This window comes from Luteibacter rhizovicinus DSM 16549 (assembly GCF_001887595.1).
GTDB lineage: Bacteria > Pseudomonadota > Gammaproteobacteria > Xanthomonadales > Rhodanobacteraceae > Luteibacter > Luteibacter rhizovicinus.
In genome coordinates, this window is sequence record NZ_CP017480.1 from 3,958,247 (window position 1) to 3,971,114 (window position 12,868).

General features: G+C 57.7%; 9 protein-coding genes. 3 read left to right on the forward strand and 6 right to left on the reverse strand.

What is annotated here, in order from left to right:
* Positions 1-22: 22 nt before the first annotated feature.
* Positions 23-1,906, reverse strand: a complete 1,884-nt coding sequence (locus BJI69_RS18075; RefSeq protein WP_046967703.1) for a hypothetical protein — start codon at positions 1,904-1,906, stop codon at positions 23-25.
* 841 nt (positions 1,907-2,747) lie between these two features.
* Between BJI69_RS18075 and BJI69_RS22365 the strand changes: the two genes are divergently transcribed.
* The gene (locus BJI69_RS22365; RefSeq protein WP_125903105.1) at positions 2,748-3,263 is read left to right on the forward strand and encodes a hypothetical protein; all 516 of its coding nucleotides are present in this window, start codon (positions 2,748-2,750) and stop codon (positions 3,261-3,263) included.
* The gene (locus BJI69_RS18080) at positions 3,253-4,887 is read left to right on the forward strand and encodes a hypothetical protein (RefSeq protein WP_071925031.1); all 1,635 of its coding nucleotides are present in this window, start codon (positions 3,253-3,255) and stop codon (positions 4,885-4,887) included. The genes BJI69_RS22365 and BJI69_RS18080 overlap by 11 nt, the downstream gene beginning before the upstream one ends.
* Before the next feature lie 710 nt (positions 4,888-5,597).
* Here BJI69_RS18080 and BJI69_RS22560 read toward each other — a convergent pair.
* Complete coding sequence (locus BJI69_RS22560) at positions 5,598-5,900, reverse strand: NUDIX hydrolase (protein WP_046967701.1); 303 nt, start codon at positions 5,898-5,900, stop codon at positions 5,598-5,600.
* Here BJI69_RS22560 and BJI69_RS18090 point away from each other — a divergent pair.
* Positions 5,887-6,396 (forward strand): hypothetical protein, encoded by a 510-nt coding sequence (locus BJI69_RS18090; protein WP_046967817.1) that lies wholly within the window; start codon positions 5,887-5,889, stop codon positions 6,394-6,396. The genes BJI69_RS22560 and BJI69_RS18090 overlap by 14 nt on opposite strands.
* 621 nt (positions 6,397-7,017) lie before the next feature.
* Here BJI69_RS18090 and BJI69_RS18095 read toward each other — a convergent pair.
* The 4 genes from BJI69_RS18095 to BJI69_RS18110 all read right to left on the reverse strand — a co-directional run bounded on the left by BJI69_RS18095 (position 7,018) and on the right by BJI69_RS18110 (position 12,714).
* Positions 7,018-8,286, reverse strand: a complete 1,269-nt coding sequence (locus BJI69_RS18095; RefSeq protein ID WP_125903108.1) for a hypothetical protein — start codon at positions 8,284-8,286, stop codon at positions 7,018-7,020.
* Positions 8,287-8,381: 95 nt separating this feature from the next.
* Positions 8,382-9,119, reverse strand: a complete 738-nt coding sequence (locus BJI69_RS18100; RefSeq protein ID WP_052767187.1) for a hypothetical protein — start codon at positions 9,117-9,119, stop codon at positions 8,382-8,384.
* Positions 9,120-9,123: 4 nt separating this feature from the next.
* Positions 9,124-9,933 (reverse strand): hypothetical protein, encoded by an 810-nt coding sequence (locus BJI69_RS18105; RefSeq protein WP_046977656.1) that lies wholly within the window; start codon positions 9,931-9,933, stop codon positions 9,124-9,126.
* Between the two features lie 216 nt (positions 9,934-10,149).
* Positions 10,150-12,714 carry a hypothetical protein gene (locus BJI69_RS18110; protein WP_046967698.1) on the reverse strand — a complete coding sequence of 855 codons (2,565 nt, stop codon included), beginning with the start codon at positions 12,712-12,714 and terminating at the stop codon, positions 10,150-10,152.
* Positions 12,715-12,868: the final 154 nt, after the last annotated feature.

Sequence of the window (12,868 nt, forward strand, 5' to 3'; positions counted from 1 at the left end):
GCTGCCGTGACTTGTCTCTGGTCTAGGGGGCAGTGTCACCCCGCTTCACATTCCCGACCACCGGAAACTCAGCGGCAGGCGGGATTTCCGGCATGGTCTCGGTCATGCGCGGGAAAGTGCCACCCTCGTCGCGCTTCACGATGTGCAGCTTGGCCTCGGGCATACGCAGGCGGTGGCGAAGCATCGCCGCCGCCAGCTCGAAGCCTTCCTGATCACCACGCTCGAGGCGATGAGCAAGGCCGCCGAGCCAGCCGGCCAGCTCGTCCTCGACACCCGGAGGGACCTTGTGGATGAGAGACGGATCGAACACCACTACGACCTGCGAATCGTGCAGCTTCCTGCGGAGGAATCCCGCCATGCAGGTCGACCAGCGTTCCTGGAACTCGGGAGGAAAGCGGCAGTCACGGCCCGTGAAGTCGATGGTGCGGGTTGCCGACCCGCTCGCCACTTGGGTCGAGAGGGTGACAGTCGCCTCAACACTGTAGTTGTTGTCCTGAGGGCGGTTGGTCAGTGTCAGTCGCGATCCGTTTGGAATCGGCTCTATCTTGTAGCCAATCTCGATCGGGCTCGACTGGGTCAGGTTCAGTAGCTTAGGGTCCGGAACCGTGACCGTCTTGGTCAGCGCCAGAATGGTCTTGGCCGGGTCGAGCGCAATCCCGTCGATTGCCCAACTCGCGCTCGAACCCGGTAAAAACAGGGGATGCGTGGCATCGATCGTCACGGTCTGACGGTTCTCGATCCAGTCGAAACGCCAGTCTCCGCTGACGCAGAAGCGTTCCCCCGGCTTGAAGGTCACGTGACCGGACCCGGTCACCTTCTCCTGGTTGGCGACGCCTTCAGACACGGCGATGACACCACCCGACAATACCTTGTCGGCGAGCCTGACCCGAAGGACGTGGCGGACTGGGTCATAGGCGATGGGCATGACGCCCATCGGCCCCAGCAAGTTGATCGCCGCGCCAAGCCCGCCGGCTGAGGACGGTCCCACCGGGATAGAGCGGAGGTAGGTGCCGGAATGCTTGCCTGGATATCTGAGGTCGGCGATCTCTCCCTTGTCCTGCGTGACGATGAGATAGGGCTGCGAGAGGCCTGCGTCCCATCCGCTGTTCTCGTAGAACTCGATGACGTAGTCATTGCCGTCCGGACGCGTCAAATGCAGGCCTTGTGGTGCGAGCGCGGCATCGCGGCCCATCCACTGACGCGCGCGAATCTCGAACTGGCCGTCGAAGCCTGAGGTCAGCATCACATTTTGCGTGTCGATCCATCCCCGGGCGTTGGCTGTCACGCCATTTATGCTCGGGCCAAGCGTCTGGTACTCCAGCTGGGCCCCGAGCGGCGGCGCCGCGCTGTGCCGCGCTTCGGCAAACCAACCGTACGCCATTGCACTCATGATGCAGTGGCGATGACCATAGCCACCGGGAGCCTCGCCAGAGACCTGGAACGCCGTGTTCCATGTAAAGGAGTGAGGCGGGCCGACAATGCCGTGGCCCAGTTCATGGGAGACGAAGTCGAACGGGTCCCCAGCGCGCATGATCAGCGCGTGATGCTGAGCATGACGCGAGGTGACGGAGCACGATCCTCCGTCGGATGCCACGCTGGCATCGAGGCCGAGTACTACGATGATGGAGTTATAAGGCGTCAGATCGACCCCATGCGCGCCCTCCATCAGGTCGACGATCAGCTTTGACGTGGCGCCGCGCGCTGAGAAGTCACGCACCGGTGCGTTGTCCACTACCCAATCGAAAACCTGGCCGTCAAGAATGACGTCGCCATCCGACTGCTTGAGCCAATAGGCGGCCTGACCGTAGAACTGGTTGAAGAAATAGCTTTCGTACCAGCTCTTGCTGCGCGGGGTGACCACCGGACCCCATTGCCACAAGACAACCGCGACGTTGTAGATTGCCATGGAACGTTCCCCGCAGAAGGGCGCTCGGCGAACTCAGCTCGATATAAATCCGGGATCCAGGCACATGATCGGCTCACAACTATGTCCGTGTTGACGTGGTGGATAGCCGCGTCTATCGCTAACCGCAACTTCATCACTCTGCGCGTATTGACACCAAGCTCGTGCTGGCAACGTCCGACATTGCTGTTGTTTGAGTTGCTCACAATAAAGGGACTGTTATGGATGCCGCACGGGCAACGATATGTGCACTAGCAAAATAGCCTAGCTTAGCGAGACGTCGTTTTTGTATATCTCAAATGGCTGAATCATGCTGTTTACACTCAACCGGAATTGCCATAAGCACTTTCGGCAAATGAGCTACGGAGATCTACCGCAGGGATAAAGCTTCCAACATTATCGATTCGCAGCATAGGGTTGCTGGAAGCTTGGGACCTTCAAAAGCGGAGCAGAGCGCCTCACGCCTCACTTGCAACTGGATGCATACGATAGCTACTCGGTCGACCTCACGGGGCAACTCGCCACAAGGATGGCATCTACCTACGCCGAACTCATGACGGTAGACATTCGTTGTATCTGCATCGCCATTCGAGAAATCGGACCAGGCGGCGTCTCCCCCCTATGTTGCTTAATGTCTCTGACACCCTTTGCAGGCCGCAAAAGTGCACCTACAACGTTTGGCCGATGGTGTTTTCTCCTTCTCGTCGTCACAGTGATTCGCATGGCAGTATCCAGCCATGTAAGCGGACGGAGGACGCGAGCATTCTTTTTCTTGATCAAGCAGCTATGGGCATCAATCGAGATTTAGCCACTGACTAGTACTTACGGCTCGACGGGGAGTCACATGCAAGCTATCGAGCTGAAGCAGGTGATCGTTGCAATTTCCTTATGCGGCGCAAGCGTTGCTTCCGACGCGTTTGGTGAGCGCGGCCCTGTCGAGGAACAAATATCTGCCTGCTTCAATCGGGCGTATGCAGCGCTTTCGACGACAAAGGAATTTCGCGATCCAGCTGTCGGGGAGTACGAAGTCACGTGTGGGCAAGGGAACGGATTAACAGCTGATAACAAGAATCAATGGTTTGATTTCGGCTTGCCGCCAAACTACAAGGTGGAGTCGGTCGTTTTTGTGTCAACTAGCAAGACCTCAGGCGGGTGGTATGCAAGCCCAACCGCAGTTCATAACCAGAGCGCACTTCGCACCTCGCTCGGGTGCAGCGGCCACAAAAGCATAAAGAGCGCGCGCGAGTGGTCGAAGGGTTACATCACGGGTTTGCTTCGTTATCTTCCAACTGAAGATGAGCGGTCGACCGCTCTCTCAAAATGCTTGCAAGAGACATTCGGGAATGGACATGAGCCATAGACGTTTCTATGTAATCCTCATGATTCTTGCGCTGGTCGTTCCGGTAAGGGCCGAGGTCTACAGGATCAGCCCCGGGTCGGCGCTCGCCATTGGCGAAGGCTTTGACGCACGTCAGCCACGCCGCGTATTCTTGCCCTGCATCGATTACAGCGGCCTGTGGGCAACGACGGCTTTCGACACGAAGCAGGCGCCAAAGCCAGATAGCCCGTACACGACCAGCGCTGGGTTCTCATTCCAGTCGAGCGAAATCGAGTCAAGGAAGCACCTATACGAATTCGTAAACATCTCCGCCTCGGTATCGGGGGGGTACGGTTTTTTTTCAGGTTCTGCATCCTTCCTTTCTGAAGATGAATTCAAGTTCGACGAGCACAGTTATCACTTTGCCATGCGGGCCGTCACTGAGTTTGGTGAATTTAGATTGATCAACCCGAAGCTCAATGCACAAGCAAAAGAAGCGTTAGCCCGTAGCCCTGCCGCATTCTTCGAACGATGTGGAACAGAATTTGTTGGGCAGCAAACTCGTGGCGCATCGATCGCGGTTGTCTACTCTGTTTATAGCCTCGACCAAAGCAAGCGATCGAGGATTGAAGCTTCGTTGAAGGCAGGCTTTGACAGCGGCGTATCAAGCGTAGGAGGCAATGCGGAATACACCAAGATACTGGCGGAGGCCATTCAGACAGGTACGCTGAAAATTCACGTGTACGGCTTTGGTGGCGAAGGGATGTCTGCACTAAACGAGTTGATTACAAGCAGTGCAGACATTCCGAAGGTAAAAGCGGCTATCCAGGACTACGTCAAGAAATTGAATGTGCAAAGCTCCGTTCCCATCGCTTATGCAACGGGCAATATGACATCGCTGGACTCGCGACTCGGCTCGGTAGATTTCGGCATATTCAACAGGTATCTTGCAGAGTACATCGTCGCTTTTGAGGACCTCGCAGCATATCGGGAGACAGTCAGGCGGTTGCTTAGATCCCAAGCTGCTCAGCGACTAACCGACTCAGATCAAAAGAAGTTGGAGGCTGCATTCGACCAAGCTGGTTCAATCTCAAGCGGCATAGTAGAAAAAGCACTCGGATGTCGCGATGAGCTGAATAAGCGCGTCAATGCCGTGACCATGACTAGCAAGCCCAAAGGCTTAGAGACGCAGTCAATTCAGTGTCTTCACCTAACGTCGGCAGAGCTCACTATGTCTCTCCCGGCGCTTCCGAATACTCTCCCGTTCACGGTGAAGTACTTTACTGATATCAACGGTGTTGCGCCCACTGCTGGGTATCTCTACTTGATCGTCGAGGGACGTGGGCTACAGGAAGCGTACCTTGTGGGGGGCTATTCGGCTCAGACGAAGCAGAATAGCGGACAATTCGAGGTGCTGAAAATCGAGCCCCTCTCGGACGGTGGGCAACGAATCAAACAGGACTTCGACCTACAGAAGCTTCGGATGAAGGCCCCGGTTGCCGTCGCAGTGAAGCTCGTAGACGGGTTCACGGATTTCTATGAGCTAACGATCCCGGACGTACCGAAGGCAGGATTGACTGCGACATCATTACCGCTTGGCGAATCGGCTTTAAAGGCCGCGCCGGATGCTGAGATCAAAGTCATGAAGCTGGAGCGGTTGCGCTGAACATCAAACGCAGAGTTTCTAAACCGCTGTAACAAGGTTGCCCGCACTTACCTAGATGGGCACGGCGAACGTCGAGCAAAAGGTCGACGCACGCTTCGGCCGGATGAAGTTGGTACTCTCGCAAGGGTGGCAACAGGGTGTCCGGGAACAAGAAATCAAAGGACTAGATGCGAGCAATGTGAGATACAGCAGCCAGGCAAACATCAATCAGTGCTGTTTGATGGCGGCATCGCGGCCGCCACTGGCTTCCCTGACAACGAGCGAGGGGTTGCCACGGCGTTTGCGTGCCCGCTGTGGACTGACGCATGTAATAGGAAACCATTCGTTCGGTTTTCCACCCGCCGGCTTGTTGGATCTGCACACTCGTCGTGCCATTTTCGGCAAGGTCGCTTGCGGTACCGATTCGCGTCGAATGCCCGCTGATCGTTCCGGCATGTCGAGCCCGGCCACTTTCGCCCGTCCACGGAAGATTCGCGCGATTTCCTGTGCCAACAGGGCAGGGGAGGACGATTACTCGGTCTTTGGTCGACCCGCCGATGGGCCGAAAAAGGGCGCCTTCCGTGACACTGGCCGTGGCCTGCCAGGCGCGAATTCGGGCGATTGGTGCCATCTAAAGGTGAACTCCTGCGACAAAAGGGCTATGTCCGCCAGCATCGGCTACTGGTGAGTGGGTCGCTAGCGATCTAGAATCAAAAATGCGAGTGCAGTGTTCAAATACAACCGCGGGTTACTGAGAAGATCATGGCCAAGAACGAGAAGACATCCGCGAAGGCGGCGTCGAAGGCATCAAAGGCCTTGCAGGATTCGACCTTCTTCAAGTCAACGAAATCCGTCGCTGGTAGCGATCTGACCCAGACTCTTAAGAAGGGCAGTGCGAGTTTTCCGGTGAAGTCCTTTCCGATTAAGGGGAGCAGCCTCACGAAGGCGGAGCGCTCATTGGCCGTACGATTGGTTGCTGCGAGTTCGCTTCTGTCGACGCGCACCAGGAAGAAGTAGGAAATGGCCCGGAACACGGATGTTGATCCTGACTCAGTCTTCGTCAATTGCCCCTTTTCGACGGAATACCGGCCGCTGCTCGAATGCATGGTCTTCAGCATCTTAGCCTGTGGATTCCGACCACGTTCGGCGCTAGAAGCCAGCGACGGCGGCGATGTGCGTCTTGATAAGATTATTCGCCTCGTCAAGGAATCGGCCTACAGCATTCATGACATTTCTGTCGTCGAGTTGGACGACACGAACCAGTTGCCGCGATTTAATATGCCCTTTGAACTCGGCCGCGTGATCGGCTGTAAGAAGCTCGCGGGGCGGAAGTACACATCGAGATCCGTGCTCGTGCTCGAGCGCGAACGATTTACCTATCAAAAGTGCCTCTCAGACATCGCCGGTCAGGACACGCGGGCGCACGGGGACTCTCCGCGTGCGCTCGCACGGATCGTGCGCACTTGGCTATCCCAGGAATCCGGTCGCACCGGGATCCCAGGCGATCAACGGATATTTGTCGCCTACTAATTGTTCGCGGCGGAGCTTCCGGCACTGTGTGATGCCTCAGGCTTGGACTACACAGAGCTCAGCTATCCGGATCTTCTTGGATTCGCTCAGCAATGGCTGCAGGAGCGCAGCAGCCAATGACACGTCCAACGGCAGTGCGGTATCTCCCTCGAGGCCGCCATAAGGCCCGTGATCATAATTAACCCGTTGAGGACAAAATTACGCCGGTAGCGATAGGAAGAGACACCGGTACGATCATCTGCGAGGCACATTCGTTTATTCGCATAATGTATATTATGTCCAATTTGGCATTTGGCTTAATTCACAAGATTGTCAAAAGTGTCGTGTGCGTGAATCGCTAAAGTCGGTTCAGGACGTCCTCTAAATGTGAGGTTTCGGCCACTACGGTTGTCCCGAGGCCGCTATTCAAACGCTCTTCGTGCGCCATTCTCGACAGATTGCCGCTAAATATGCGCCGTCAAGCAACCCGACCCCACTGCTAAGCAATTCTCGTGTCAGAAGTCAGCTTTCGCTGTCCTCGAACCAAGGACTTCTGTCTCACATTGAGATCTCGTCGCCTAGTGAGGTAAGACACATCCAAGTACTTAATACAGGGTGTCGTTCCGCACAGCGAGCCTCTGGCTACTTTCCTTGCCTAGCCTTCGTATCCTGATCGTTCGGAAGACAGCTTTCAACGCGGCGCACCTGTTTGACTGGGATAGTCGTCGTAGGCCCCTCGAGCGTGACTTTGGCCTGGTAACCATCCATCTGCGCCACGTAGACCAGGTCGCGACTGGCAAGCTTCGGGCCATCCCCGGCAATGCCCTCCCAGTCCTTTACGACGGCCTCGCTCGAAGAGATCAGCCGTACGCAGGTGCCTCCATGGAAGTCCCGCTCTTGCAAGAGCTTGGCTGGCAAACGCGCAGCGAACGGTGGCGAGATCAACGGGATCGCAGTCATGGCAAGACAGATGAAGACTGCTTGCTGCAGTACCTCTAAACGAAGCCCGTGCTTGACTCTCGTGGCGACAAAATACTGCGCGCCAACGACAGCCATCGAACAGGCAACCCCGGCAGCCCAGCGAGCGGTATCTGTCATTGTGGGATTGTGCTGGCCCAGCGAGAACGCGAATTTGAAGACCACGGTTGCGCATATGCACTGGATAAACAGGCAGTACAATGCAACGCCGCCGACCAGCCAGGCACCGAGACCGGTAATCTTCGCGCGTCGCCTCACGCCTTGGAGCGCGAAGATCGCGGCAGCCACGCCACCAATGCCTAGGGCCCATGCCGTCCATCGTGCATAAGTAGGCAGCTCGTCGTAAATGGACATAGCAATGAGGAGCGCGCCCACCCCGATGAACTGCGCAGCGAGCCACGAGCGGCCCAGATCGGCGCCTCCAAACGGGTTGTACCGCCGCCTCCCCTTAGCGGAACGATGACCGTCGATCAATCGCCTCCCCTGCCGATCCATCCCTACCCACATCACGGCGGACGGACTCACCAAGCAGACGCTCAATGCGGTGGTGCCCAGGAACACGAAACAGAATAGCATCGGCCATGCCGCCAGCACGGGTGCTGAAACGATCGCCACTGGCATTGCGTATACGGTCTTGAACTCGAATAAATACAAAGCAGAGAGAGCGAAGGCGACGCTACCAAGAAACGCCCACGACTTAGTCAGCCACTCAATAAACTGAAGCGCGACCTGAAACGCCGGCACTGCGGGCGCAGCTGACGGATGCAATTCATTTTGTCCTTCAATGAACAATAGCTTCTCTCGACGTGGGAAAAGACGACCGGATGGGGTTTTATTTGTGCCCGGGCGCTTGGCGCCGACGCTGCGTGATGCCCCGGCGTCCTGATCGACGAAGCGGCCCGCATTCGCCTCCTTAGAGCTCAACTTACTCATCCATTGATCCCTGTCATTGATCTGTGTCGTTCATCCTGGACTGGCCAACAGCCGATCCGCGTGTTGTCGGAGCCCGATACTGTTGTTTGGTCCTGTCAGCGCTCCTGCTCGGGGCTTTCTGGCGGCGTCGGTTCGCTTCTTTCTTTTTTGCGAGGTGGTATGTGGGTCGAATGGTCGCGAGTTCGTTCATGGCGTGCCTGCAATTTGATGAGCTCCTCGTGAGTTCGCCATATATCAGTCAGATCGGCGAGATGTGCGTATTCGATGATTCCTTCGCGTACCGCTACTAACAAGGCGGCGCCGCCACCGGTTGGCTTCTTCGGACCCTCGTGGAGAGAGCGCAGAATCCGAAGGTAGTGCGCACATAGGTCCGGGCTCGGATCATCTGGCGGCGAGAGCATTGTCGCAGCGGTCTTACGGCACAGCTCGGGAATTGTGCAGTGATGCTGTCGCCCCTCCATGAGATACGGCCGCTCACTTAGATGTATCTCTACGCGACGTTCAGCGGCCTCAATATGATAAATGTGCACGATGTGGTGTATCGAGAAGCTGGTCGCGACCAACTCGCGAGCTCGCTCCTCGCACCAGAGTATCTCCGCCAGATCTGCGAGCTTCTTGTGTTCTTTCATCTCTTGATTCGTTGCACGCTTGAATTCGATAAGGCGAAAGTAACGTGGCGCCTTGATCAAAAGATCGCCCAACGACTGGTCTAGCGGGGTCTGCTGCAGTAGATCGACGCCACTGACTAAAACGGACGTTCCTAACTGCGCACCGACCTCCAGGCCGAGGCCATAAAGGAAGCTGCCGATGACGGTGTTCTCGTAGAGGTCCATGGCTTCATTCCGTTGACGCGTCACGCGAGACATGCGGTCGATTCGCCGTTGTGAGACCACCGAGCCCGCCGACGTAGCTTGCCGACGGCGGCGGCCGGCTTACGAACGGCTCGTAAATATCCTTTTGCTTCTTGGCGAACGCTTCGGCCGCCGGCCGGTAGAGGACCGCCGTGGGATCAAATGATGTTTGGAAAATCGCATAAAGCAGTCTGGCGCCGCCCAATCCAAGCAACGCGATAGACACCTTCGTAACGGTCGAAAACGAGATCACCGCGCCGACCAGTGAGCGCATATCGTTATGCAAGCCGAACAGCAGGTCAGCAGCACCAAGGGCGATAAGGCCCAGGATCAACTGCGCAAGCTGCTCAGCGTGTCGCTTCTCTGTTTTGGCATGGGCCACGTGGGCGTCGACGATCTGCAATGCCATGGTATCGCTCATACGGTGGGCATAGTCGCGCAACTCTTCGGCCGACACGTATCCATTGTGGGTATCGGGAACACGGTTTGGCACGGATGCACCAAAAGCGATGGTCAGTTTCTCGAGCACGAGGGCCGCAGAGGGAACGACAAGCGACATGAGCAGACAGAATGCTAGGCCGGCCGCCAGAATTTCACCGCCGGCCTGCAGCCAAGTATCCATGGCCGGCACGTGCCACCCAATCAGCCCTCGCCCAGTGCGCCACACGAGCCAAACGTCGGCAAAGAGGACCACTGAAGTTAAACGTAACGCCCATAGAGCGTCCCATGCGCGGGCGAGATACCCCAAGATGTCGGGCGTCTCACCGGCGTCGTGACGTACGGATTTCTCGTTCATCGTTCCCCTGCTTTGTGCTTTAGATGGTTGCAACGTAATCGGGGCGAGTCGCAATGCTTGCGACTTCCTTAGTTTCGCTTGCCCGCTCTGGTGCTTTCGCCGAAGGTTGTCTTGCAGACCAGTGAACAGACGCGTTCGCCCGGGATGAGCGACGGTGGCGGCGCCCACGAGATCTGTCGACAATGCGATAGCCACGACGGGCAATGCGTCGTCGGCTTAAAACATCGGCCCGTCGTCAAAATCGCGGGCCGGATCTAAGGTCCATAATCTGGCCTCGATCCCAGTGCCCTCCAGGCAGGCGCTAAAAATGTCGAACTTTGCACTCAACGCCGCTGACGGTGGCTCCATGACCGCGATCAAGGCGACATCGGGGCGCAGGCGCGTCATGTGTGCTGCCAGCTTGGCCGGCTGCTGAAGTCCCCGCTCCGATTGTTTCGCCTCGCACATGATCACCCGTCCGCTGTGGATAACGGTGAGGTCGACGTCCGTATCGGCTTTGTGCCTCTCGCGGGCGTCTTGATCAAAGTAGATGCTCATCGGGCCTTCGAACCAGAACGCGCCCTTGGTTTCATCCTGGAACCGTGAGAGAACCCAGAATAGCGGGCCAATCCCGTGGCGTTGCAAGGAGTCGCGAATGAAGCCATTAAGACGGAATTGCCACGGCGTATCGACCGGTGCGGCCAAGTCCGTCTTGCATACCTGGCACGACATCGTCGGTGCCAGGCTGCCGATACCGAACCAGTTTCGGTGCAGGCACGATGGGCACTTCAACTCGTATCCCTGATGGAAGATCTCGCGTTTGCACATCCAGCGCACGCAAGCGCGTAGATCTTCGTAGATAGCGTCTCGCTCTTCGGCATCGGCCTCGCCATCAGGTCCCGCATGCGCATCACAAAAGCGATCGACTGTGGGTTTGAAATCGACTAGAAGCTGGTCCCACGACCGGTTGCGGATGACCGACCGCTCCGCATCCGCCACGTGAAGGATGGCGTTGGCCAGCGCCCGTCGATGCTCGACGGTGCCCGCTTCTGCCGCCCTGCCACGCAGGCGCTTATCCAGCAGGCTCATAACCTGATCATGCCGGGCTTCCGCCCGCTGGTCTGTTGCACCCAGGCGTTCGAACTGAGCCCGCCAGTAGCTATTCATCAGAATCATTCGCGCGGTGGCGAGCGATCCGAATAACTCGAACGTGCCGAAGAAATGCTGGCCCGCATCGGAGCGTTCGGCGACGTAGCACACCTGATCGACCCGGTAATCCCGCCGCCAGGACCAATCCCAATCCCGGCCAACGGTGAGTGCGGTGCGGACGGCCTCGTGATCTGATGGAATGCTAATGCTCGGCAAAGGCCCGGACCGAACCGGTATCGATAGCAGCCCGTCGCGTGTCGCGCGGGCCGCGACATAGGCACCATCGCCGAATTTATACGGGGCGCGGAATGCCGCGACTACACGCAGCCTCCGGGGCATTCGCCAGCGGTATCGACGGTCCATGAAGCGCGAATGGTCGATACGCCGCTCGATATCGACATCAACCATCCATGTTCCGTATTCCTCCGCAAGGACCTCTGGAGGACTGAGCTTGAGATGCGCAGGTTCGGTCGCCGGTAACCTTAGGACGTCGCCGTCCACGACGTGCTCCTGCCATTCTTGGTCGGTCGGAGACGCTTTGCTCTCACGCCTTTGGCGGTCAGCGAGGGTCTCGACGTCGGGCACACACTGCTCGAGTGACGCGATAACCTGAGCTTCGATTGCTTGTCCTTGCGAGACGATTCGCAAGCGCGCTGCGAGTTCGTCCAGGTGCTCATGGGTCACGCTGGTCGAGCGCATCGTGACGTGCGGGATACCGTGCTGATCTTTTCCGTGGACGACGTTGCGGCTCTTCAGAAATGCGCCCAATGCATTTAGAAATGCTGGGTCATGCATCGCGGCCGATGGTACGCACAAATCGACGCTCGTTCCGTCACGCCAAGCCGGGTACAGCTGGCGGGCGTTCCAATACATGATCCGGTCCTCGACCTGATCCCCCACGACCAAGTTGAAGCTTTGGCTCCATTGATGGTCGTCAAGGGCATGGCGCTGACCGCCGAGCGCGGCCAGGTGCGTGAGTCCCATATCCCGCGGTGAATGGGCGAGGCTTTGCAGAAGTGACGCTGCGCTTGGTACCACCGTCTCTCGTTCATCGGTTCCACGGCCACGCGCGCGGTCCTCGTGGGTCATGCGGTCCTCGTGGGTCATTACGAGTAAGGATGACGCAAATGACGAATAGAGCACCTGCAATTCGCCGCGAATGCGCAGGTCGTCACCGAAGTTATCGTTTAGGAAGCGATCCTGTTGCGCCCTGCCTAGCAGGCCAACGATACGGCGTTCGCGCACCCGCGAAAGCGGGCCCGGTAGGGCTGCCAGCGGAAGAGCCGACGCCACATGCAACGGGTCATAGGGAAGCTTTGGTACCCATTGCGGGTACGAGTCGTCCGTCGCATTACGGTGGATAGCAATGTGTGCGGGGTACAGCGTTTCATGCAACTCCGCCAGCCTTGCGTCGTCCAGGTCGATGTACGAGTAGACGATGTCAGGATCGAAGGCCCGCAGCCACGCGTGGTAGGAGTCCAACGGACGCCCGTCGACGCAAGGCACGATAAGCGAAAATCGACCTAACCATTGCGAGAGCGACGTGGCGAAGACGGCGTCCAAGATGGCATGACTTGCCTCCTCGAGAGGGACGAAGTACACCGTCTGGATCGGGCGCGCCCGGGTTCGCACTTGAAACGTCGACGCGGTCACGTGTCAGCCCTCCGATCGAACCGCCCAGCGTCCAAAGCTAGGCCGATAGCGCGCAGGAACGTCCTCACCGTCGTTGGCTCGGGGCGAGCGCCGACAGGTTCGGTGTGCATCAGGTCCATCTAAAACGCTCCATACGGACGGACTCGCGCCCGTT